The organism is Microlunatus sp. GCM10028923 (assembly GCF_042666975.1).
Taxonomy (GTDB): Bacteria; Actinomycetota; Actinomycetes; order Propionibacteriales; family Propionibacteriaceae; genus Microlunatus.
The window spans coordinates 129,719-151,586 of sequence record NZ_JBHTFF010000002.1; the positions used below are offsets into that span (position 1 = coordinate 129,719).

At 71.1% G+C, this 21,868-nt stretch carries 19 protein-coding genes; 9 read left to right on the top strand and 10 right to left on the bottom strand.

Features of this window, described 5'->3' with window-relative positions:
- Positions 1–14 precede the first annotated feature (14 nt).
- Complete coding sequence (locus ACFQU4_RS04760) at positions 15–719, bottom strand: SDR family NAD(P)-dependent oxidoreductase (protein ID WP_377487587.1); 705 nt, start codon at positions 717–719, stop codon at positions 15–17.
- Positions 720–822: 103 nt separating this feature from the next.
- Between ACFQU4_RS04760 and ACFQU4_RS04765 the strand changes: the two genes are divergently transcribed.
- Positions 823–1,659 (top strand): helix-turn-helix transcriptional regulator, encoded by an 837-nt coding sequence (locus ACFQU4_RS04765; protein ID WP_377487589.1) that lies wholly within the window; start codon positions 823–825, stop codon positions 1,657–1,659.
- On the opposite strand, the gene ACFQU4_RS04770 is transcribed toward ACFQU4_RS04765, so the two are convergent.
- The 5 genes from ACFQU4_RS04770 to ACFQU4_RS04790 all read right to left on the bottom strand — a co-directional run bounded on the left by ACFQU4_RS04770 (position 1,660) and on the right by ACFQU4_RS04790 (position 7,004).
- Positions 1,660–2,838 (bottom strand): peptidoglycan-binding protein, encoded by a 1,179-nt coding sequence (locus tag ACFQU4_RS04770; protein WP_377487591.1) that lies wholly within the window; start codon positions 2,836–2,838, stop codon positions 1,660–1,662.
- 197 nt (positions 2,839–3,035) lie between these two features.
- Positions 3,036–3,935 carry a pantoate--beta-alanine ligase gene (gene panC, locus ACFQU4_RS04775; protein WP_377487593.1) on the bottom strand — a complete coding sequence of 300 codons (900 nt, stop codon included), beginning with the start codon at positions 3,933–3,935 and terminating at the stop codon, positions 3,036–3,038.
- 10 nt (positions 3,936–3,945) lie between these two features.
- On the bottom strand, positions 3,946–4,806 hold the full coding sequence (panB, locus tag ACFQU4_RS04780) for a 3-methyl-2-oxobutanoate hydroxymethyltransferase (RefSeq protein ID WP_377487595.1): 861 nt from the start codon (positions 4,804–4,806) through the stop codon (positions 3,946–3,948).
- A complete protein-coding gene (gene panD, locus ACFQU4_RS04785; RefSeq protein ID WP_377487597.1) occupies positions 4,806–5,198 on the bottom strand; it encodes an aspartate 1-decarboxylase in 393 nt (130 codons plus the stop codon). The genes panB and panD overlap by 1 nt, the downstream gene beginning before the upstream one ends.
- Before the next feature lie 264 nt (positions 5,199–5,462).
- Positions 5,463–7,004 carry an ankyrin repeat domain-containing protein gene (locus ACFQU4_RS04790; RefSeq protein ID WP_377487599.1) on the bottom strand — a complete coding sequence of 514 codons (1,542 nt, stop codon included), beginning with the start codon at positions 7,002–7,004 and terminating at the stop codon, positions 5,463–5,465.
- A gap of 214 nt (positions 7,005–7,218) precedes the next feature.
- Here ACFQU4_RS04790 and ACFQU4_RS04795 point away from each other — a divergent pair, with 214 nt between their 5' ends.
- Positions 7,219–8,307, top strand: coding sequence for an NAD(P)-binding domain-containing protein (locus tag ACFQU4_RS04795; RefSeq protein WP_377487601.1), 1,089 nt, complete (start codon positions 7,219–7,221; stop codon positions 8,305–8,307).
- Here ACFQU4_RS04795 and ACFQU4_RS04800 read toward each other — a convergent pair.
- Positions 8,281–8,718, bottom strand: coding sequence for a hypothetical protein (locus ACFQU4_RS04800; RefSeq protein WP_377487603.1), 438 nt, complete (start codon positions 8,716–8,718; stop codon positions 8,281–8,283). The two genes, ACFQU4_RS04795 and ACFQU4_RS04800, sit on opposite strands and share 27 nt — an antisense overlap.
- A gap of 157 nt (positions 8,719–8,875) precedes the next feature.
- Here ACFQU4_RS04800 and ACFQU4_RS04805 point away from each other — a divergent pair, with 157 nt between their 5' ends.
- The gene (locus ACFQU4_RS04805; protein WP_377487605.1) at positions 8,876–10,066 is read left to right on the top strand and encodes a pyridoxal phosphate-dependent aminotransferase; all 1,191 of its coding nucleotides are present in this window, start codon (positions 8,876–8,878) and stop codon (positions 10,064–10,066) included.
- The gene (locus ACFQU4_RS04810) at positions 10,063–11,232 is read left to right on the top strand and encodes a sensor histidine kinase (RefSeq protein WP_377487607.1); all 1,170 of its coding nucleotides are present in this window, start codon (positions 10,063–10,065) and stop codon (positions 11,230–11,232) included. The genes ACFQU4_RS04805 and ACFQU4_RS04810 overlap by 4 nt, the downstream gene beginning before the upstream one ends.
- On the opposite strand, the gene ACFQU4_RS04815 is transcribed toward ACFQU4_RS04810, so the two are convergent.
- Positions 11,233–13,719, bottom strand: coding sequence for a family 78 glycoside hydrolase catalytic domain (locus tag ACFQU4_RS04815; RefSeq protein WP_377487609.1), 2,487 nt, complete (start codon positions 13,717–13,719; stop codon positions 11,233–11,235).
- Between the two features lie 141 nt (positions 13,720–13,860).
- Between ACFQU4_RS04815 and ACFQU4_RS04820 the strand changes: the two genes are divergently transcribed.
- Positions 13,861–14,622: an ArsR/SmtB family transcription factor gene (locus tag ACFQU4_RS04820; protein ID WP_377487611.1), complete on the top strand. Its 762-nt coding sequence runs from the start codon at positions 13,861–13,863 to the stop codon at positions 14,620–14,622.
- A gap of 264 nt (positions 14,623–14,886) precedes the next feature.
- On the top strand, positions 14,887–16,392 hold the full coding sequence (locus ACFQU4_RS04825) for an MDR family MFS transporter (RefSeq protein WP_377487613.1): 1,506 nt from the start codon (positions 14,887–14,889) through the stop codon (positions 16,390–16,392).
- A gap of 43 nt (positions 16,393–16,435) precedes the next feature.
- Here the strand turns inward: ACFQU4_RS04825 and ACFQU4_RS04830 are convergent, their stop codons facing one another.
- On the bottom strand, positions 16,436–16,675 hold the full coding sequence (locus ACFQU4_RS04830; RefSeq protein ID WP_377487615.1) for a KTSC domain-containing protein: 240 nt from the start codon (positions 16,673–16,675) through the stop codon (positions 16,436–16,438).
- Positions 16,676–17,062: 387 nt separating this feature from the next.
- Here ACFQU4_RS04830 and ACFQU4_RS04835 point away from each other — a divergent pair, with 387 nt between their 5' ends.
- From ACFQU4_RS04835 to ACFQU4_RS04845, 3 genes are all read left to right on the top strand, one after another.
- Positions 17,063–18,007, top strand: a complete 945-nt coding sequence (locus ACFQU4_RS04835; RefSeq protein WP_377487617.1) for a winged helix DNA-binding domain-containing protein — start codon at positions 17,063–17,065, stop codon at positions 18,005–18,007.
- A gap of 72 nt (positions 18,008–18,079) precedes the next feature.
- The gene (locus tag ACFQU4_RS04840; RefSeq protein ID WP_377487619.1) at positions 18,080–18,676 is read left to right on the top strand and encodes an NADPH-dependent FMN reductase; all 597 of its coding nucleotides are present in this window, start codon (positions 18,080–18,082) and stop codon (positions 18,674–18,676) included.
- Positions 18,673–20,133, top strand: a complete 1,461-nt coding sequence (locus tag ACFQU4_RS04845; RefSeq protein ID WP_377487621.1) for a DHA2 family efflux MFS transporter permease subunit — start codon at positions 18,673–18,675, stop codon at positions 20,131–20,133. Before ACFQU4_RS04840 ends, ACFQU4_RS04845 begins: the two co-directional genes overlap by 4 nt.
- On the opposite strand, the gene dnaB is transcribed toward ACFQU4_RS04845, so the two are convergent.
- Positions 20,134–21,477 carry a replicative DNA helicase gene (gene dnaB, locus ACFQU4_RS04850; protein ID WP_377488757.1) on the bottom strand — a complete coding sequence of 448 codons (1,344 nt, stop codon included), beginning with the start codon at positions 21,475–21,477 and terminating at the stop codon, positions 20,134–20,136.
- Positions 21,478–21,868: the final 391 nt, after the last annotated feature.

Consider the following 21,868-nt stretch of genomic DNA (forward strand, 5'->3'; position numbering starts at 1 on the left):
TTGGTCGAAGATGATCACCAGGCCAGGACGCCGCCGTCCTCGCGGAAGGTGCCGGTCGGGCCGTCGGCCTTGAGGCAGGCGAGCTCCGCGACGATCTTGGCGCTGACCTCGGCGGGCCGGCCGGGATGGCTGCCCGGGTCGCCGCCGCCGAGCCGGGTCGCCGTGATGCCCGGTTCGACCGCGTTGAACTTCACCTCCGGCACCGCCTTGGCGTACTGCACGGTGATCATGGAAACGGCCGCCTTGCTGGAGCCGTACGCGATCGACGGGAAGTGCGCCGCCGGCCGGGACGGCTCATGGGTGGCCCAGAAGGAGCCGAGCGCACTCGAGACGTTCACCACGACCGGGTTCTCGGAGCGGCGCAACAGCGACAGCGCCGCCTCGGTGACCCGGATGACGCCGACCGCGTTGGTGTCGAACACGGCCAGCACACTGGGACCGTCCAGGGCCTCGCCGGTGTCAGTGCGGATGGCGATGCCGGCGTTGTTGATCAAGACGTCCAGCCCGCCGGCCGCCTCGAGCTCGGCGAGCGCCGCGGCGACCGAGGCGTCGTCGGTCACGTCCAGCCGGACGAACCGGACGCCGAGCTCCTCGGCCGCGGCCCGGCCGCGAGCCTCCTCGCGAGCGCCCAGATAGACGGTGTGCCCGGCCGCGGCGAGCAGGCGGGCGGTTTCCTTGCCGATTCCGGCGTTGCCGCCGGTGATGAGAGTTGTCGTCATGCGGCCAGCCTGCGCGCCGGACCCGGCGCCCAACAGTCGTCGGATCGACCGTAGGAACGACAGGGCCAGGCTGGTTCTCCGGGAGCCGGGCAGACTGGGCCAGGTGGAGCAGCGCACCTTCGGGACTGCGGTCCGCCGCTGGCGGGATCGGGTGGCACCGGCGGCCGTCGGCCTGCCGGACGGCGGGCATCGGCGCGCGGCCGGGCTGCGCCGCGAGGAACTGGCGAACCTGGCCGGGATCTCCGTCGACTACCTGACCCGGCTCGAACAGGGCCGGGCGACCTCCCCGTCGGCCCAGGTGCTGGAGGCGCTCGCCCGGACGCTCCGGCTCTCCGCGCCCGAACGCGAACTGCTGTTCCGGCTCGGCGGTACGACCGCGCCCGGACCCGAACTGATTCCCCAACGCATTCCCGCCAGCGTGCAGCGCCTGCTCGACCGGCTGTCGGCCACCCCGGTGGTGGTCTACGACGCGCTCTGGAACCTGATCGACGCCAACGCCCCGTACGACGCCCTCACCGGTGCCTCCGCCTGGCGCGGCATCGAGCGCAACGCGGTTTGGCGGAACTTCGCCGGACCCGGACCCGCTGCCGTACACACGCCGGAGGGGCTCGCCGAGCAGCAGACCGGGCTGGTCGCCGACCTGCGAATGACCGCCGCCCGCTACCCGAACGATCCCCGGGTCGGTCGGCTGGTGACGGAGCTCCGCAGGACCAGTCCGCGGTTCGCCGAACTCTGGGACAGCGGCAACCTGCGACCGCAGGAACCCTCACGGCACAAGGAATTCGACCATCCCGGGGTCGGCCGGATCGCCCTGGACTGCGACACCTTGATCGTGGCCGCGGATGATCTTCGGATCATGGTCTACACCGCCGAGCCCGGCAGCGAGGACGCCGAACGCCTCGCGCTCGCCGCCGTCCTCGGCAGCCCGTCGCTGACCTGATCAGGAGTAGACGATCACCTTGTCGCCGACCCGGGCCTGCGCGTAGAGGGCGACGATGCCGTCCCAGTTCCGTACGTTCACGCAGCCGTGCGAGGCGCCGTTGTAGCCGCGGGCGGCGAAGTCGGCCGAGTAGTGCACGGCCTGACCGCCGCTGAAGAACATCGAGTACGGCATCTTCGTGTGGTACAGGTTCGAGATCACGTCCTTCTTCTTACGCAGAACGGAGAACGTGCCCTCGCGGGTCGGCAGCTCGTCGGAGCCGAACCGGACATCCATCTCGAGCTTCGGCTTGCCGTCGATCAGCCAGACCAGGTGGTTGGTCCGCTTGCTGATGCAGATCGCGCGGCCGGTCAGGCAGCGCTCGTCCAGGCCCTTGGTCGAGGCGGTCGGGACCGCGTCGGCCAGTTCGGCCCGGGTCGGCTCGCGGGTCAGGCCGAGCAGCGTGTCCCAGGTCTTCTGGTCCACCGCGCCCGTGACGTCCAGCTTCCGCTTCTCCTGGAAGCCCTCGACGCCGGCCTCGGTGACCGGCCCGTACGTTCCCGTGATCGCCACGTCGAACCAGTCCAGCTGCTTCAGCCGCGCCTGCAATTCCTTCACCTTGTCGCCGGCGTCGCCGCGAGACAGGATCGCGGGCTTGGCCGGCTTGTCGGCGAGCTCGGCCTTGGTGGGCTGGCGGGTCCGGTCGAGCAGCGCGTCCCAGGTCTTCTGGTCGACCTCGCCGGTCACCCGGAGCTCGCGCTTTCCCTGGAAACCCTTGACGCCGGCGGTGGTGACCGGGCCGTACGTCCCGGTGACCTTCTCCGCGAACCAGTCCAGCTGCTTGAGCCGGGCCTGCAGCTCGCGTACCTGATCACCGGAGGCGCCGGCGGCCAGGATCGCCTTCGGCTTCGGTGCCTCCGTGGGCTTCGGCGCCTTCGTCGGCGTCGGTGTCGGGGTCGGCGCGGGGGTGGACTCGGACGGCCTCGGCGTCGGGGTCGACGGAGCCGTGGAGGGGGTGGGCGTCGGGGCGACCGGGCCGTGCGGCTTCACCGCCGGGCGGGCGACCGGAGTCGGCTGGCCCGCCAGCGGGTCGGCGAACTGGATCTGCGAGCTGCACCCGGCGACCAGCAGCGATCCACCGACGGCCAGCCCGGCCAGCATCCGGATCCCACGCCGGAACCGGTTAGCGACAACGACCATGTGAGTACGGCCTCCCCTTCGACCGGGACGCGCGGCGCGTGCAAATATCCCGCAACCCAAGCGTCACACCAGTCACAGAAGTTACACGCGTTGGAACAGCAGGACGACGTTTCGCGGCGTGTCGTGACGCGACCGGTACGTAAGGAGTGAATCTCCGCCGGTTACTCCCGGCGGAATTCAGCCAAAGCCGGGCGGGATCAGGGGCGGGCGGCGCCGACGCGGTTGTCGGCGGTGTCGTCCTCGTCCTCGGCCGGGGCGGCCAGGGTGAGTTCGACGTTGTCGATCAGTCGGGTGCCGCCGACCATCGCGGCGGCGGCGAGCAGGGCCGGGCCGCTGTCCTCGTCGTCCAGCACCGCGAACGTGTCGGGGTCGACCACTTCGGCATAGTCGAGGACGAAGTTCGGGTTGCCGAGGGCGGCCTGATCGAGCACCTCGAGCGCCGTACGCCGGGCGGCCGACGCGGACACCTCGCCGCTGGCCGCCTTCAGCGCACGCCAGATCGCCTGGGCGGACTGCCGGTCCGGCGGCGACAGGTACTGGTTCCGGCTGGACATCGCCAGCCCGTCGGACTCCCGGACGATCGGGGCCGGCACGATCTCGACGTCGACGTTGAGGTCGGTCACCATCCGCTTCACGCTGGCCAGCTGCTGCGCGTCCTTCCGCCCGAACAGCGCGATCGTCGGCTGGACCAGGTTGAGCAGCTTCAGAACGACGGTCAGCATCCCGTCGAAGTGGCTCGGCCGCGCCGCGCCCTCGAACACGGTGCCGAGCGGCCCCGCCTGCACGCTCACCTGCCGGGCGGCCGGGAACAGGTCGTTCACGCCCGGGTTGAAGACGATCTCGACGCCCGCCTTCTCACAGGCCTCCAGGTCCTGCTGCAGCGGCCGCGGGTAGCGGGCGTAGTCCTCTTCCGGCCCGAACTGGAGCGGGTTGACGAAGATGCTCAGCACGACGACGTCGGTCAGCTTGTTGGCGATCTCGACCAGCGACAGGTGCCCCGGATGCAGGGCGCCCATCGTCGGCACCAGCCCGACCTGGGCGTCGCCGAGTTGGGCCCGGGCCAGCTCCAGTTCGTGGATCGAGTGAATGACTTTCATGCTGCGTCCCCTAGGAAGGATTCGTCCGGCCGTTGCCGAAGGTGTGTTCGGCAGTGGGAAACCTGCCCTCCCGCACGTCGCCCGCGTACGTCTCCGCGGCCCGCCGCAGTTCGCCGGCGAGGTCGGCGTACTGCTTCACGAAGCGCGGTAGCGGGCCGGTGCGCAGCCCGGCCAGATCCTGCCAGACCAGCACCTGGGCGTCACACTCCGGCCCGGCGCCGATGCCGATGGTGGGAATGGACAGTTCCTTGGTGACCCGGCCGGCCAGTTCACCGGGCACCATTTCGAGTACGACAGCGAACGCGCCCGCGGCCGCCACCGCGTCGGCGTCGGCCAGCAGCGCCTCCGCGCCGGCCCCGCGACCCTGCACCCGGTAGCCGCCGAGCGCATGCTCGCTCTGCGGCGTGAACCCGATGTGCGCCATCACCGGGATCCCGGCGGCGGTGATCGCCTCGATCTGCGCCGCGGTCCGGACGCCGCCCTCGAGCTTGACCGCATGACAGCCGGTCTCCTTGAGGAACCGGACGGCCGTGGCGAGCGCCTGATCCGGCCCGCTCTCGTACGAGCCGAACGGCAGGTCCGCCACGACGAACGCGCGCCGGGTGGCCCGGACGACCGCCCGGGCCAGCGGGATCAGCTCCTCGACGGTGACCCCGATCGTCGTCTCGTAGCCGTACACGTTGTTGGCGGCGGAGTCGCCGACCAGCAGTACGTCGATCCCGGCCGATTCGAAGATCGCGGCCGTGTACTGGTCGTAGCTGGTCAGCATCGCCCACGGCCGACCCTCCTGCTTGGCCCGTTGCAGGTCACCGATCCGGACCCTGCGTTGAACAGGGTCCCGGGATTGGCCGTAGGGCGCGGGTTCCGACATCAGCCGTCCCGCTGCAGGACGAGTCCGGGCGCGGCCTCGGCGGGGTCGTGGCCGACGGTGATGATGGCGTTGCCGGCATCGACGTGGACGACGGTCGGGTCGTAGGAGCGGGCCTCCTGGTCGGACATCGCCGCGTAGGAGATGACGATCACCAGGTCACCGACCTGCACCAGGTGCGCCGCCGCGCCGTTGACGCCGATCACCCCGGAGCCGCGTTCGCCCGGGATCAGGTACGTCTCGAGGCGTGCTCCGTTGGTGATGTCGACCACCGAGACCTGTTCGCCGGGCAGCAGGTCCGCCGCGTCCATCAGATCCTCGTCGACCGTCAGCGAACCGATGTAGTTCAGGTCCGCCTGGGTCACCGTGGCGCGATGGATCTTCGACTTGAACATGGTGCGTAGCAACGGTCACGGCTCCTCAGGGATCGGTCCCGAGGCGGTTGGTTCCAACACAGCACCCAAGCTTAGGACCTTCTGCCTGTGACCGTGGCCACGGTTCAATTGCGGAGCAGTCGGCCACAACGTTCCCTGAGCCTGTTCGGCTCCGTGCCCTGAGCCTGTTCTCCGTGCCCCGAGCCTGTTCTCCGTGCCCTGAGCCTGTCGAAGGGCCAAGCCCGAACCATGCCTGCCCTTCGACAAGCTCAGGGAGCGTTGCGGTCAGCGGAGCAACGTGATCACGACGGCCCGGTCCTCGCCTCCGCTCGCCGCATGCTCCGCCCAGCCGAGCGCCGTGGCGTGGTGGTCGGTGTCGAGGATGGTCGGGTCGGCGCCCAGGTCGAGCAGGGTACGGACCAGGTCGGCGTCGCCGCGGTAGGCGGCCTCGTGCAGTGCCGTGTGCCCGCCGCGCTCAGCGCCGGCCCGGCCCCAGCCGGTCTCGATCCAGCCGCCGTCGACCGGCACGTCGGACCGGCCGAGGGCGTTGACGTCGAGCCCGAGCCCGACCAGCAGCCGTACGGTCTCGCTGCGGTCGGACCCGGCCGCGGCCCAGGGCAGCAGGTTCCAGCCGCGCGGCCCGCGTACCGCCTCGACGGCCTCCGGATGCTCCCGGACCAGCGCCTCGACGGCCGCCCGGTCCGGCCGGAAGGCCGCCGCGACCAGGGCGTCCGCCGGATTCTCGGCCGTCGGCTGGTCGACTCCGGCGTCCCGGAGCGCGGCGATCACGTCCGGCCCGCCGTAGAGTTCGGCGATCCCGAGCGGCGTCCGGCCGTCCTCGTACGGCGCGCGCAGGTCCACCCCGTTCGCGCCGAGCAGCCGGACCCGGTCCGCGAACCGGTGCTCGATCGCCCAGCGCAGCTGGACCCGGAGCTTGTCCGCCGGGTCCCGGTGCAGGTCGCTCATCCGCTCGTGCCACGGGCCCGGCCGGTCACCGGTGCCGAGGCCGTACGCGAACAGCAGCTCGAGGTGATCGTTGTCCGGCCGGAACTGCCGGTTGTACAGCGTCTGGTCGTCCACCGGATCGGCCCCGGCCTCGAGCAGCAACCGGGCCAGCGCGATCGAGTGCGGGTGGCGCGGCTGCTTGACCGGACCCTGCTCGCCCTCCCCGAACGCGCCAGTGAGCACCGTGAAGACGTACGGCCCGCCGCTCCACAGGTAGCCCTCGTTCGGGTCGGCCCCCGCCTCGAGCAGCAGCCGGGCGATCCCCAGCACCCGGTCCGCCGAGACGTCCGGGTCGAGCCGCGAGTAGGCGAGGTAGAACAACGGGCTCCACCGGTTCGGGCCGCCGCGGCGGGTGGCCAGCGACGGATCGGACCGGACCAGCCGGGTCACCTCCGCGAGATCGGCGGCCACGGCGGCGGCCCAGACGTTGCCCGCGGTCAGGTCCGGGTGTTCGGTGAGGATCGCGCGAGCCCGGGCCCAGCGGTCCGGCCCGTCGACGTTGGAGTACGCGAAGCAGGCGAGCCAGCAGAACTCGTCGGCGACGCCGTGGCCCGGTTGGTCCGGGTCCCAGCGGAACTCGGCGACGGTGTCCAGGTAGCGCTTCAGCCGCGGCCAGCTGGAGAACCCGTACTCGCGGGCGATCACCAGCTGGGCCTCACTGAGCCCGAACTCGCCCGGATCGGCGGGAATCCCGCCGGGGTAGCACTCGGTGACGCGACCGGCGGCCTCGGCGTCTCCGGTGCGCACGGTGCGCTGCAGCGCCTTCGCCTGCTGGCGCAGGTGATCGAGGTTGGGCTGGTCGGGCAGAATCTTGGTCGGCATGCCGACCTCCTTTCGACTGGCCCGCTGTCCGTGTCGTCGGGCGAAAGGAGGCAGGTGTGTGCCAACTCCAAGATCAAGATTCAGGTGGGCTGTGCCCTTCCCACGGACCGGGGGCTGCCTGATCAACCGGTCTGACCATAACCCCGGCCGCCCGGAATGATCAAGCACCGCGGTGTGCGGGAACAAGCCGGCGCCGGCCACGGTTGTGTCGGACATGGAGGCGCCCCGCGAGCTCGGCATCGTCGTGATCGGAGCCGGGCAGGCCGGTCTCTCGGCCGCCTATCACCTGCGTCGGTTGGGCGCCGAATTCGTTGTCCTGGATGGGAATGCGCGGGCCGGCGGGGCCTGGCAGCACCGCTGGCGGACGCTCACCATGGCCGACGTGCACGGGGTCGCCGCGCTGCCCGGGATGGCGGTCCCGGGCCACGACGAGGAGCGGCCGGCCCGCGAGGTCGTACCGGACTATTTCCAGCGGTACGAGCAGCGGTTCGAGCTCCCCGTCGTCCGCCCGGTGCGGGTGGACCGGGTCGAGAGCGAACCGGCCGGGACCCTGCTGGTGCGGACCGACCGCGGCGACTGGCGGGCCCGGGCGTTGATCAACGCGACCGGGACCTGGCGGAGCCCGTTCCTGCCGTACTACCCGGGGCAGGAGACCTTCCGCGGCCGGCAACTGCACCCGGTCGACTATCCCGGGCCGGAGGCGTTCCGTGGGCAACGCGTCGTCGTGGTCGGCGGCGGTGCCTCCGCCGTGCAGATCCTCGGCGAGCTGGCCCCGGTGGCCGAGACGCTCTGGGTGACCCGGCGGCCGCCGGTCTGGCGGACCGGGGAATTCAACGAGGACGCCGGCCGGGCCGCGGTCGCCCTGGTCGAACAGCGGGTCCGGGACGGGCTGCCGCCGCAGAGCGTCGTGTCGGTGACCGGACTGCAACTGCGGCCGCAGGAGCAGCGCGCGCTGGAGCTGGGGGCGTACCGGCGGCAACCGATGTTCGCGACCCTCGAGCCGGACGGGGTGCGCTGGCCGGAGGGCCGGTTCGAGCGGGCCGACGCGATCATCTGGGCCACCGGCTTCCGGCCCTCCGTCGGACACCTGGCACCGCTGCACCTGCGCGAGGACACCGGCGGGATCCGGCTGATCGCCCGGCTGGACCAGCACACCCCGACCACCGCCGCCCGTGATCACCGGATCCAGCTCGTCGGCTACGGTCCGTCGGCCTCGACCATCGGCGCCAACCGGGCCGGCCGGGTGGCCGCCCTCGCCGCCGTGCGTACCGTGCAGTCAGCCGCGGAACCCGTGGTGGCGTGAGCGTCCGAGCAGCTCGGCCATGATCAACAACAGAGCCGGGACACCGAAGGTGAGGAACCCGCTCGGGCCGAGCAGGAAGCAGCAGACGGCGGCCCAGCCGAGCAGTCCGTAGCCGATCCAGGGAGCGCACCGCCGCCCTTGTCGACCACTACGGATGATCATGAAGCCGAGGAACCCGATCGGTACGGCGAACCCACCGATGCCGGCCCAGAACGCACCCAGGCCGTAGTCGCCCGGAACCGCCGAACGCAGCTCGCCGGCCAGCCAGCCGGGCCACAGGTCGTGGGCGCTCATCGCGAACAGATGCAGGGCCGCGATCACCAGCAGGGCGATGCCGCCGGCGATCGTGAGGCGACGCACCGCGGCCGACCCGGTCTGCGGCGCGGTGGGTGCGTACGTGCTGGAAGTCATGCCCCAACCCTCGCCGGGTCGGCGACTCCGATCCTCCCCCCAGCAAGGGAGACTTCGGGCTCGGATGGTGAACTGCCTCGCGCCCTGCGCCTGTCGACCCGCACCGTTGGGGCTTGGGCCGTCTGCGTCGTCAGGGTCGATCTGGTTGGCTGGCCCCATGCAGGATCTCGGCCCCTCCACCCGCTCCCAGGTGCCCCCGTTCACGGTGATGACCGTGCTGGCCCGGGTGGCCGAGTTGCGCGCCGCCGGCCGGGAGGTGATCTCTCTGTGCGCGGGCGAACCGTCCCAGGGCGCTCCGACCGCGGTACGGCGCCGGATGGCCGACCTGATGGCCGAGCCGATCCCGCTCGGTTACAGCGAGACGTTCGGGATCCGGCCGCTGCGGGAACGGCTGGCCGGCCACTACGCGCGCTGGTACGGCCTCGAGGTCGACCCGGCCCGGATCGCGATCACCACGGGTAGTTCGGGCGGGTTCCTGCACACCTTCCTGGCCGCGTTCGACCCCGGCGACCGGGTGCTGCTGGCCCGGCCCGGCTATCCCGCCTACCGCAACATCCTGGCCTCATTGGGCTGCGACGTGATCGAACTCGACTGCGGTCCGGAGCTGCGGTTCCAGCCGAGTGTTGATCAACTGGACCAGGCACTGGCCGACGGGCCGGTGGCCGGACTGGTGCTGGCGTCGCCGGCGAACCCGACCGGGACCATGATCGATGACGACCAACTCGCCGCCCTGTCCGGCTGGTGTCGTGATCATGGAGTACGACTGGTCAGCGACGAGATCTATCACGGGATCAGCTACACCGGGTCGGTCGGCAGCTGCGCGCTAGCCCATGATCAACAGTCGGTGATCGTCTCCTCCTTCTCCAAGTACTGGGGGATGACCGGCTGGCGGCTCGGCTGGACGGTGCTGCCGGAGGATCTGGTGCCCGGGTTCGACGCACTGGCCGGCAACATCGCCCTCTGTCCGCCGGTGCCGGCCCAGCATGCGGCGATCGAGGCGTTCACCGAGGACTCGTACGCGGAGGCCGACGCGGCCGTCGCCGGCTACGGCGAGGCCCGCCAGTTGATCTTGGACGCGGTCGGCGACCTGGGCTGGACCGGGCTGGCGCCGGTGGACGGCGCGTTCTACGTCTACGCCGGCATCCATGATCAGCTCGGAACCCGGTACCGGACCAGCGGCGAGTGGGCCACCGCGCTGCTGGACGATCGCGGCGTCGCGGTCACCCCCGGACTGGACTTCGACGGCGTCCACGGCGACTCCTGGATCCGCCTCTCGCTGGCCGCCGGTCCGGCGGCCGTGGCCGAGGCCGTGGACCGCATCCTGGAGTTCCAGCGACGGTCCCGATGACCGCGCGGCCGGGGAGCTGGCAGCGGGTCGCCGGACGGTGGCGGCGGCTGCCCACCCCGGCCCGGGACGCCCTGCCGGCCGGCGTGCTCTGGCTCTGCGCGGCCCTGCTCCCGCTGCTCGACTCGTCCACCCGGGCCGCCGAACCGACACTCGCCGCGGTGGCGGTCCACCTCGGCTTCACCACGCTGCTCTGCGCACCGCTGCTGGTCCGGCGGCGCTTCCCGGTCCTCACCGCGGTGGCGGTCGGCGCCGTGATGATCATGGCCCTCGCCCTGCGGATCCCCTTGTTCCACGGCGGTCTGCCCATGATCGTCGCCTTCATCGCGGCGGCCTCGGCGTCCTACTACCGGACCGGCTGGTGGCGGCTCCTGCTGGCCGTCATGATCGCCGGCGCCACCGCGGCGGCCGGGCTTCTCGGCGGGCAGACCCCGACGGCGACGGACCTGTTCCTGCTGGTCTCCTCGACCCTGCTGCCGATCACCCTCGGCTGGGTGCTGCGGCTGCAGCGAGACCGTACCCGCGAACTGATCCGGCTCCGCGAGGCGGCCCACCGTCAGGCGCGAGCCGAGGACCACACCAGGATCGCCCGCGAGGTGCACGACTCGGTCGGCCACCACCTCAGCTCGATCCGGCTGCGCGCCGTCGGCGCCCTGGCCGACCGGACCACCCCGACGGACGAGCCGTTGCAGGCGATCGCCGACACCTCGGCCCAGGCGCTGGCCGAGATCCGGCGGCTGCTCGACCTGCTCCGGGCCGACGAGCCCGCGCCGCCGGTCCCGCTGGCCGACCTGAACGCCCTGGCCCGGGACGCCGGCGAACCGCCGCACCGCACGGTCACCGTGGCCATCGGCCCGGACGTCCCGGCCACGGTGCCGCACGACGCGTACCGGATCGTCCAGGAGTCCGTGACCAACGCCATCCGGCACGCCTCCGCCCGGTCGATCCGGGTCGGGCTGGAACACGACACCGGCTCGCTGATCATCACCGTCGACGACGACGGCACCGCCCGCCCCGGCACCCCGACCACGGCCGGCTTCGGCCTGCCCGGGATGGCCCAGCGGGTGCACCGGGCCGGCGGCAGCTTCGTCGCCGGTCCGCGCGAGCCGCACGGCTGGTCCGTCCGGGCCGCCCTGCCGCTGCTGCCGAGTTCGGTCGCCGACAGCTAGTCAGCCGGCCAGCGATCCGGTGAACCGCCAGACGCCCGAGCTGGCGACGAACTCGCCCGCGGCGTCCACCGCCACGCCGGCCGGCGGCTCCAGGTCGACGCCCGGCACCGAGACCGTGGCCGTCGCACCAGGCGGTACGGTCACGTCGAGCTCGACCCGGCCACCGGTGCGGGACCAGCGCACGCCGACCCGGCCCCGGACCGTGTCGACCGCATGCGAGGCATGATCAACATCGCCGAGCAGCCAGGGCCGGACCTGGAAGGTCCGCCAACCGTGATCACCGCAGGTCAGTCCGGCCAGGTCCTCGATCAGCCACTGCACGACGGTGCCGTGGAAGTAGTGATCACGGGACCGGGCGGTGTCCTCCCAGAACTCCCACATCGTGTCGGCGCCCTGATCGAACCAGTAGCCCCAACTCGGGTACGTGCGCTGCCGGGCCACCGCCAGCGCCAGCTCGCCGTAGCCGTTCCAGGTCAGGGCCTTGAGCAGGGTCTGGGCACCGATGCAGCCGACGTTGTGGTGCCGGCCGCGCTCCTCGACATCGGCCGCCAGCCTCGCCGCGACGGCGGCGACCGCGTCGTCCGGGATCAGCCCGTGCACCAGCGCGGTGGCGTTCGCGGTCTGGCTGTAGTGCGGCCCCACGATGATCGCGTCCCGCTCCGGCGCCAGGCAGCGCCGCAGAAGTCGATCATGAAGCTCGTCGGCCGCGGCGCCGAACCGGGCACCGTCGGTCCCGATCAGGTCGGCGATCTCCACCGCCGCCCGCAATGCCCTGATCAGAAAGGCGGTCGCGGTCAGCACGGAGTCGTCCGGACCGGTCCCCTGGGTGCCCGGCGCGAGATAGTCGCCGAGCTCCGACACCGGCAGCCCGTCGACCAGCTTGTCCAGCTCCCAGTCCAGGTAGCGGGTCATCGCCGGCCAATGATCATCGAGCAGGCCTCGGTCGCCGTAGTACCGGTACAGCTCGCGCACCAGGTACGGATAGACGGTGGTCCATTCCGGCGACGGGGCGAGCTGGTTGTAGCCCCAGCCGGCGGTCGGCGCGATCACCGGCAGCGCACCCTCCGAGGTCATCCCGTCCCGAAGATCATCGAGCCACTTTCCCAACAGGGACTGGAGATCGAAGAAGTTGATCATGGTCGGGGCGCCGAGCTGGGCGTCGCCGGTCCAGCCGTTCTTCTCGTACACCGGAGTGTCGGTCGGCAGGTGATGAAGGTTGTTGCTGATCGTCCGGGCCATCGCCTCGGCGAACGTCACGAACAGCGGCTCGGCGCAGTCGAAGACGCCGACCCGGTCGACGTCGTTGTGCGCGGCACAGGCGGTCAGGGTGCGGGCATCGGGCAGGTGGGTCAGCCCGTCCAGCTGGACATACCGGAATCCCTTGTACGAATAGCGAGGCTCCCACTCCTGATCAAGCTCGCCGTTGCCCCGGTAGCTGTCCACCTGGAACCGGTCACCCTCGACGTGCACGCTGCGCGGCCGGAGCAGTCGGTCCTCCTCGACCGCCTCGGCGTAGGTGATCATCACCTCGGCCCCGGCGGCCTGATCCGTCCGCAGCCGGACCCAACCGGCGATCGTGCGGCCGAAGTCGGCCACCCAGGCGTCGCCGACCCGGGTCCAGGTCGGACCGCCGGTCCAGGTCACCCGGACCGGCGGATGGGCCTGCGGCCGGAGGACGCCGGCCGGCGGGTCGAGCGGAACCGCCGGCTCCGGGTCACCGGGCGGCACGGTGGCGTCGTAGGCCTCGCCGGCGTAGTAGCAGTTCAGCGTCGTGCCGCCGCGGGTCACGGTCCAGCTCTCGTCGGTGCCGATCAACTCCCGGCTGCCGTCGGCGTACCGCAGCTCGAGTTCGGCCACGACGCGCAGCGGGCCGAGCCAGGGCGGCGTGTGCCAGTCCCAGACGTTGGGCGTCGGCACCGCGAAGAAGCCGTTGCCGAGGGTGATCTCGAGTTCGTGCTCGCCGATCCCGAACCGGTCGGTGACGTCGCTCGGCACGTACCAGACGGTCCGGTCGAACGCCGCGAACGGCGGACTGAGCCGGTGATCGTTGGCGGGCCGGCCGTCGATCGACGGACGGTGCAGGCCGAGACCGCAGACGTACCAGATCGCCTCGGTGACCGGCCGGTCGATCCGGACCGTGCGGCGCAGCACCGGCTCGCCGTACTCCGCACCACCCGGTGCGCCGATCCAGCGGCCGACCGTGGGGAACGACGCCGGCGCGGTCCGGAACTCCGCCTCCGCCCGGCCGTCGCCTTCCTCGACCCGCCAGCGATAGCGGGTGCCCGGCTGCAACGGGCTGCCCGCGTAGGCGACCCCGGTGGCCGGATCACCCACCTCGTCGGACTGCCAGACTGGGTGGTCCGGCGCGTCGGCCGGCCAGACCGAGAGCCGGGCGTCCGGCCCGGTCACCGCCCAGCTGAAGCGCGGGCGCTCGCCGGCCACGGCCAGCGGTGCGGGTTGATCATCGACACGGAGCCGGCGAGTCATGGCCTCCATCCTGCCGAACCCGATTGAAACGTGCCACAGACCGTGCCCGGCATCCCGAGGCCCGGGCAGAGCCACCGCCGAGACCGACTTGTGCACGCCCGAGACTTGATATGCAGGCATTTGCCTGCATATCGTGGAGCCATGCCTGAGGACGTTGATCTGGTGTTCCGAGCACTGAGCGACCCGACCCGGCGCCAGCTGCTCGACCGGCTGCGCGAGCGGAACGGCCAGACGCTCGGCGAGCTCTGTGCCGGGGTCGCGATGACCCGGCAGTCCGCGACTCAGCATCTGGCCCTGCTCGAAGGGGCCAACCTGATCAGCATCGTGTGGCAGGGGCGGCGCAAGCTGCACTACCTCAACCCGGTGCCGATCAACGAGATCCAGGAGCGCTGGATCGGCCGGTTCGAGCAACCCCGGCTGGCCGCGCTCGCCACCATCAAGGAAAGGGCGGAAGCCATGACTGACCGACCGACCTTCGTGTACGTCACGTACATCGAGAGCACGCCCGAGCGGGTCTGGCAGGCGATCACCGATCCGGACCTGTCGGCCGCCTACTGGGGCCACAGCAACGTCTCCTCCGACTGGCAGGTCGGCTCGCACTGGGAGCACCGGCGGATCGACGGCAGCGGACTCAACGACGGCGGCGGCACCGTGCTGGAGTCCGACCCGCCGCGCCGGCTGAAGTTCAACTGGGTGGACGACGGGGCGCCGGAGAACGCCGACTCGGAGCGGGTCGCCTTCGACATCGAGCCGTACGGCAGCATCGTCCGGCTCACCGTCACCCACGAGAACCTGGTCCCCGAGGCCGGCGCGGCGAGCGGCTGGCCCGCCGTCCTGTCCAACCTGAAGTCCTTCCTGGAGACCGGGCGGCCGCTGCCCCAGGCGCCCTGGGAGATGCCGTGAGACTGGCGTCACTCTGCCGCTGGCGAAAAACCGGTGACGCCTGTCAGTGACGGCCCGTAGGGTTGGTGGCATGTGAGTTTCACGCTGCCCGCAGGCCGCCGGGAATCCCGGAAATTTGTGCCGACGGGCCAGAATGGCGGGACTATCCGGGCCCGGCCCGACGTTCCACCGATGACTTTCGGTCCGCCGACCAGTCTTCATCCCTGACCAAAGACAGCGCCGCTGCTGCCCGAACCCCAGCCCGACGTCACGAAGGACCACCGGATGACCGCGCCAACCCAACCCGTCGACGCGACCTCTCGGAGCGGCAAACCCGTCTCCCATACGAAGATCATCATCACGCTGCTGGTCGCGGCGTTCGTGGTGATCTTGAACGAAACGATCATGGGCGTCGCCCTGCCCCAGCTGATGGGCGAACTGCAGATCACGCCGGGCGTCGGTCAGTGGCTGTCCACCGTGTTCATGCTGACCATGGCCGTGGTGATTCCGACCACCGGGTTCCTGCTGCAGCGGCTGACCACGCGGACGGTGTTCCTGCTCGCCATGTCGCTGTTCTCCGCCGGCACCCTGCTGGCCGGGCTGGCACCGGGCTTCACGGTGCTGCTGATCGCCCGGGTGATCCAGGCGTCCGGCACCGCGATCATGATGCCGCTGCTGATGACCACGGTGCTCGGGTTGGTGCCGGTCGCCAAGCGCGGCGCGGTGATGGGCAACGTCAGCATCGTCATCTCGGTCGCCCCGGCGATCGGGCCGACCCTGTCCGGGCTGATCCTGCAGTTCCTGTCCTGGCGGTTCATGTTCCTGCTGGTGCTGCCGATCGCCCTGATCGCGCTGGCGTACGGGGCCGTGAAGCTGGTCAACGTCGGCGAGCAGTCCCGGCCGAAGCTCGACTTCCTGTCGATCCTGGTCTCGGTGCCCGGCTTCGGCGGCATCGTGTTCGGCCTGAGTCAGCTCGGTGAGGCGAGCCACGGCGGCAGCATGGTCGTGGCGATCGGTGCGCTGGTGATCGGCGTCGTGTCGCTGGTGATCTTCGTCTGGCGGCAGACCCGGCTCTACGCGCCGGGCAACCCGCTGCTGGACCTGCGGGTGTTCCGGTTCCCGATGTTCCGGGCCGGCGTCGGCCTGCTCTGCGTCGCGATGCTGGCCCTGTTCGGCACCGTGATCCTGCTGCCGATCTACCTGCAGAACGTCCGCGGGCTGGATCCGCTGTCCACCGGGCTGCTGGTGCTGCCCGGCGGTGTCCTGATGGGCGTGCTGGCCCCGATCGTCGGCCGGCTGTTCGACCGGTACGGGCCGAAGGGCCTGGCCCTGTTCGGGGCGTCCGTGATGGTGCTGGTGATGTGGGGTCTGACCACGGTCACCCCGACCACGCCGATCTGGCAGCTGATCGGGCTGCACCTGGTGCTCTCGCTCGGCCTCGCCGCCATGTTCACGCCGGCGTTCACGACCGCCCTGAACCCGCTGCCGGTGCATCTGCACTCCCACGGAAGCGCCGTCTTGTCCACGCTGCAACAGGTGGCCGGTGCCGCCGGCGTCGCGCTGCTGGTGACGATCATGACCATCCGCAGCCAGTCGGCACTCGGCGCCGGCGCGTCCGAGGTGCTGGCCCAGAACCAGGGCATCCAGCTCGCCTTCGGGATCGCCGCCCTGATGGGCATCGCGGCGATCGTCCTGGCCGCGTTCCTGCGCACCACGAAGGCAGAGCCCGACGAACCCGGTGAGCCGACCGCCGAGCCGGAGGCTGAACCCGGCGCCGCCGAGCTTCGCTGAGACTGACCACACCCGGGCCGCCGTTCGCGGCCCGGGTGCCGGGTCAGGAGTCCAGCGACTCCGCCGGGTAGCGCGGTTTGATCACGGTGTTGACGTGCCGTCCGATGGACTCCGCCGCCAGCAGTTCCCGGTACGCGGACGCCGGCACCCCGTAGTAGACGTACCGGCCGCCGCCGGCGAAGTCGATCACCAGGCGGGCGTGCTCGTCGTCGTACCCGACGGCGCGGATGCTGCTGGACTCGACGCGCTGCATCACGGGAAGCCCGTCCCGTTCACGAGGCATGGTTCCGATTCTGCCGACCGATCAAGGTCTTGGCGACCCGCCGGCCGACCTCCTTCGGATCGAGCGGGACCTCGTGCCGGATCCCGTTCGCCTGGTGACCGCACCGAGGGCCCACAGGGCCGGCACCGCGGCGGCGTCTCTGGCCGCATCGGTCCACGGCAGTGCGGCGCGTCCGGCCGCGACCCCGAACAGGACAGCGAGCCCGGCGAAGAGCCGCAATGATCAGCTTGTCCCGCCCGGTCTCGATGTCGTCGGACTCCTCCACGGCTTGCCTCCCTCGCCCGCCGCCCGCCTGTTCCGATCCTGCCGGCCATTCACGGCACAATGGCCACGATGTGGGATCGTGAGGCATTCCTTCGCCGCCAGGCACTCGGCCAAAGCTCCGCCTTGGCCGTCGAACCACTCGTCGAGGCGCTCGGCGGACTCAACGCGCAGACGGCCCGCGGCCCACTCGTCGGGCTGTGGACCCGGATGGCCGACCCGTCGCTACCCGCCGTCGATGCCGCCCTGCAGGATTACCGGCTGGTCAAGGCCAACCTGCTCCGCGGCACTGTCCACCTGGTGACCCGCCGCCAGTACCTGACCTGGCGGCAGGCCCTGCAGCCGATGCTGGAGCGGGTGGTCCGCGGCTTCAATCCGGGCCTGTGGAAGCAGGTCGACCATGATCGACTCCTGGACGCCGGCACCCGGCTGCTCCGAAGCCGCCCGGGCCTGACCCGCGCCGAGATCGGCGCCGCGCTGACCGAGGACTTCCCCGGCCCGGAACCGCGACGGCTCGGCTTCGCGATCCGGATGCTGCTGCCGGTGGTCCAGGTCGCCGACCACTCCTGCTGGTCGCCGGCCCGGACCCGCTACGTCCTCGCCGAGCAGGTGATCGACGAGCCGCTCGCCGATCCGGACGTCGGCACGCCCGACCTGGTCCGGACCTTCCTGCGCAGCTTCGGACCCCGGACCGCCGCGGACGCCGGCTACTGGTCCGGGATGACCCGGCTCGGCCCGGCGCTGACCGAGGTCACCGACCACCGGATCGGCGAGGCGTACGACGTCGACCCTGTCATCGACGAGCCGCCCCGGCGCACCGCCGTGCTGCCCGAGTTCGACAACGTCTACTTCTGTTCCCGGGACGGCTCGATCGGACTCGTCGCGGCGAAGCGACGCTTGGTCCACGGCGGGGCGATGCCCGGCTCCATGATCACCTACGGAGCGGTCCGGGCCGACTGGACCGCCACCACGACGACGGAGCCGGAGCTGCACCCGTGGAGCGCGCTCGACGACGGTGAGGCCGCCGAGTTCGCCCGGTTCCGGTCCTGGTGGTCCGACCGGGACCGGTGACCGTACTCACAGTCCCGCCCTTCGGGCCGCCGCCTTGACCTGAACTTCACTTGAAGTTCTACGGTGCTGATCATGACGTTGCCTGATCAGCACGATGGTCCGCTGCGCCTTGTCGTCCTGCAGGGCAGTGTCCGGTCCGAACGGGTCGGGCCGGCGATCACCGACTGGGTGCTGGACCGGGTCGAGCGCAGCGACCGGTTCGTGCTCGACGTGATCGACCTGGCCAAGGTTCGGTTGCCCGGTCCGGAGGAGTTGCGGCCGGGCGGCGCCGGCACCCGCAGCGAGATCGCCGACCGGATCGAGGCCGGCGACGGCTTCATGATCATCACGCCTGAGTACAACCGTGGCCTGCCGGCGACCCTCAAGCACGCCGTCGACTGTCACTACGCCGAGTGGATGTTCAAGCCGGTGCTGCCGGTGACGTACGGGATGACCGGCGGAGTCCTCGCCGCCGAACACCTGCGCAGCGTCTTCGCCGAACTCCACGCGGTCACCACCCGCCGGGCGGTCACCATCGCCGAGCCCTGGGCGCACCTTGATCAACACGGCCGGCTCGAACCGACCGCGACCGCTGAGCGGACCCTCGGCTTCGCGCTCGGCGAGCTGGCCTGGTGGGCCTCCGCCCTACGCCGGCAGCGTCGGCTCGAACCCTTCCCGCACCCGCAGTGAACGGCGTACACCGGCTGGCGGTGGTCCTCGTCCTGGGCGGGCTGCTGGTCGTCCTCGACACGGTGGCGACGATCATCGCGCTGCCCGCGATGGTGGCCGAGTTCAGCTCGACCCTGCCGGTCCTGCAGTGGGTCACCACCGGCTACACCCTGGCGATCGTGGCGATCCTGCCGGCCACCGCCGCCCTGACCGGCCGGTACGGGACCAAGCCCGTCTACCTCGGCGGGCTCGCCGTCTTCACCGTCGCCTCCGTGCTGTGCGCCCTGGCCTGGAGTCCGGAGTCGTTGATCGCCTTCCGGGTGCTGCAGGGGCTCGGCGGCGGCGTACTCAACCCGGTCGGCCAGACCATCGCGCTCGGCGCGGTCCCGGCGGAGCGCCGCGGCCGGATGATGAGCTACCTCGGCCTGCCCGTCCTGATCGGCCCGCTGGTCGGTCCGCTGCTGGCCGGCTGGCTGATCGACGTCTCGTCCTGGCGCTGGATCCTCGCGATCAACCTGCCGATCGGGGTCATCGCCATGATCTGCGCGGCCCGGCTGCTGCCGCGTCAGCCGAAGCCGGAGCGCCGGCCGCTCGACGTCCTCGGGCTGGCCCTGTTGCTGCCGAGCGTGGTCGCGCTGGTGCTCGCCGCGTCGCTGATCGGGGACGCCGGCGGCCGGATCACCCTGCCGCCGATGATCACCCTGGTCGCGGCCGGCGTGCTGTTGATCATGTTCGTCGTACGGTCTCGTCGGCTGGCCCACCCCTTGCTCCGGATCCGGCTGCTGCAGACCCCGGGCTTCGCCGCCGGCGTCGCGGTGCTGTTCTTCTTCGGTGCCGCGTACTTCGGCGTCGGCACCGTGCTGCCGATCTACGTCCAGGCGGTGCGCGGCGACACTGCGGCCCAGGCCGGCCTGCTCGGGATCACGACCGCGCTCGGCGCCGGGATCACCATGCAGGTGGCGACCCGGCTGATCGACCGCCTGCCGGCCCGCCGGATCGTCATCTTCGGCACCGGCGTCGGCCTGCTCGGCCTGGCCGGCCTGGCCCTCTCGGTCAGCCTCAACGCTGCCTACCCGGTGATCATGGCCGTGAACCTGCTGCTCGGCATCGGCTCCGGCGCCGCGATCCTGCCCACCATGGCCGCGACCCTGCGCCGGCTGGACGGCGACCAGACCCCGCACGGCGCCGCGATCATGGGCACCCTGCAACAGATCGCCAGCGCCCTCGGCATCGCCGCCAGCACCGCGATCCTGACGATCATGCTCACCCAGGCCGCGCCGGACCTGACCGGTGGCCTGGGCACCCTGCTCGAGCTCGATCCCGACCAGCGCGCGGCCCTGCTCCCGCGGCTCGGCCCGGCCGCCGGGCTGACGTACCTGATCATGCTGGTGCCGATGCTCGCCTCGTGGCTGATCGCGCTGACCCTGATCAGATCACCGGCCCGCGTCGAACCCCTCGGCGCCCCGCAGCGTCAGTGATCAGTGCTGCATGTCGACGAAGCGCGAGTAATGGCCCTGGAAGGCGACGGTGATCGTCTTGGTCGCGCCGTTACGGTGCTTGGCGACGTCGAAGTCGGCCTCGCCGGCCCGCTCGGACTCCTTGTCGTAGAGATCCGGCCGGTTCAGCAGCATGACCAGGTCGGCGTCCTGCTCCAGCGAGCCGGACTCGCGGAGGTCGGACAGCATCGGCTTCTTGTCGGTGCGCTGCTCCGGACCACGGTTCAGCTGGGACAGCGCGACGACGGGGATCTCGAGCTCCTTGGCCAGCAGCTTCAGCTGCCGGGAGAACTCCGAGACCTCGAGCTGGCGAGACTCGACCTTCTTGCCGGACGTCATCAGCTGGATGTAGTCGATCAGCACGAGCTTGAGGTCGTGGCGCTGTTTCAGCCGGCGGGCCTTGGCCCGGATCTCCATCATGGTCAGGTTCGGCGAGTCGTCGATGTAGAGCGGCGCCTCCGACACCTGCCCCATCTTGGTGGCGACCCGCTGCCAGTCGTCGTCGCTCATCCGGCCGCCGCGGATGTGGGACAGCGGGATCGAGGCCTCGGCGGACAGCAGCCGCATCGTGATCTCGATCTGGCTCATCTCCAGCGAGAAGATCGCCGAGGTCAGGCCGTTCTTGATCGAGGCGGCGCGGGCCAGGTCGAGCGCCAGGGTCGACTTACCGCAACCGGGTCGGGCCGCGACGATGATCATCTGGCCGGGATGGAGCCCGTTGGTCAGCTCGTCCACCTCGGCGAACCCGGTCGGCACGCCGGCCAGGCCGCCGCCGCGGGAGGAGATCGCCTCCATCTCGTCCAGGGTCGGCTGCATCAGCTCCGACAGCGGCTTGTAGTCCTCGCTGGCCCGTCGGTCGGTGACCGCGTAGACCTCAGCCTGGGCCCGGTCGACGATGGCGTCGGCGTCGCCCTCCCCGGCGTAGGTCAGCTGCGAGATCCGCAGCGCCGCGTCGGCCAGCCGGCGCAGGATCGCCTTCTCGCGCACGATCTCGGCGTAGTAGCCGGCGTTGGCGGCGATCGGCACGCTCGCCAGCAGGGTGTGCAGGTACGGCGCGCCGCCGACCCGGGTCGCCTCGCCCCGCTTGGTCAGCTCGTCGGCCACCGTGATCGCGTCGGCCGGCTCGCCGCGCCCGTACAGGTCGAGAATCGCGTCGTAGACGAGCTCGTGCGCCGGGCGGTAGAAGTCGACGCCGCGGATCACCTCGACCACGTCGGCGATCGCGTCCTTGCTCATCAGCATCGCGCCCAGGACGCACTGCTCGGCCGCCATGTCCTGCGGCGGGGTGCGATCCGGGGGTCGCGGAGCCTCGTCGTAGGACGGCATCACCTCGGCTACGCTCATCACACCTTCTGTCCGTGGCTCGTTCGTGCGCCGGCGACACCTCCGACCGGCCCGTCGTTCCGCACCCGGTCGGTACGGCTCCGGGAGGGCCGAAACCACCCGCGAGAGCCGCTGACGCCGATGCAAGAACAACGGTAGGACCGAGGACTGACAACCCCGCAGCAGGTCGCCGTTCCGGACGTGTGTCGCTCAACTTCGCGCAACCGTACGCCTTGCGGGAGCCAGCGGAAAGCCGGTTATCCACAGGTCCTGGGGACAACTCCGTGCAGCCTGTGCGGGACACGCTCAGACGTTGTGCGCAGCCTGGGTACGAAGCTGGGGACAACTTCGGGACAACTTCTTGAATGGGCTTCTGACCAGGTACGACGTGATC

Bases quoted from the DNA above. Each gene is read 5' to 3' on its own strand.
- ACFQU4_RS04760 (WP_377487587.1), bottom strand. From the start codon at position 719: ATGACGACAACTCTCATCACCGGCGGCAACGCCGGAATCGGCAAGGAA.
- ACFQU4_RS04770 (WP_377487591.1), bottom strand. From the start codon at position 2,838: ATGGTCGTTGTCGCTAACCGGTTCCGGCGTGGGATCCGGATGCTGGCC.
- panC (WP_377487593.1), bottom strand. From the start codon at position 3,935: ATGAAAGTCATTCACTCGATCCACGAACTGGAGCTGGCCCGGGCCCAA.
- panB (WP_377487595.1), bottom strand. From the start codon at position 4,806: ATGTCGGAACCCGCGCCCTACGGCCAATCCCGGGACCCTGTTCAACGC.
- panD (WP_377487597.1), bottom strand. From the start codon at position 5,198: ATGTTCAAGTCGAAGATCCATCGCGCCACGGTGACCCAGGCGGACCTG.
- ACFQU4_RS04790 (WP_377487599.1), bottom strand. From the start codon at position 7,004: ATGCCGACCAAGATTCTGCCCGACCAGCCCAACCTCGATCACCTGCGC.
- ACFQU4_RS04795 (WP_377487601.1), top strand. From the start codon at position 7,219: ATGGAGGCGCCCCGCGAGCTCGGCATCGTCGTGATCGGAGCCGGGCAG.
- ACFQU4_RS04800 (WP_377487603.1), bottom strand. From the start codon at position 8,718: ATGACTTCCAGCACGTACGCACCCACCGCGCCGCAGACCGGGTCGGCC.
- ACFQU4_RS04805 (WP_377487605.1), top strand. From the start codon at position 8,876: ATGCAGGATCTCGGCCCCTCCACCCGCTCCCAGGTGCCCCCGTTCACG.
- ACFQU4_RS04810 (WP_377487607.1), top strand. From the start codon at position 10,063: ATGACCGCGCGGCCGGGGAGCTGGCAGCGGGTCGCCGGACGGTGGCGG.
- ACFQU4_RS04815 (WP_377487609.1), bottom strand. From the start codon at position 13,719: ATGACTCGCCGGCTCCGTGTCGATGATCAACCCGCACCGCTGGCCGTG.
- ACFQU4_RS04820 (WP_377487611.1), top strand. From the start codon at position 13,861: ATGCCTGAGGACGTTGATCTGGTGTTCCGAGCACTGAGCGACCCGACC.
- ACFQU4_RS04825 (WP_377487613.1), top strand. From the start codon at position 14,887: ATGACCGCGCCAACCCAACCCGTCGACGCGACCTCTCGGAGCGGCAAA.
- ACFQU4_RS04830 (WP_377487615.1), bottom strand. From the start codon at position 16,675: ATGCCTCGTGAACGGGACGGGCTTCCCGTGATGCAGCGCGTCGAGTCC.
- ACFQU4_RS04840 (WP_377487619.1), top strand. From the start codon at position 18,080: ATGACGTTGCCTGATCAGCACGATGGTCCGCTGCGCCTTGTCGTCCTG.
- dnaB (WP_377488757.1), bottom strand. From the start codon at position 21,477: ATGCCGTCCTACGACGAGGCTCCGCGACCCCCGGATCGCACCCCGCCG.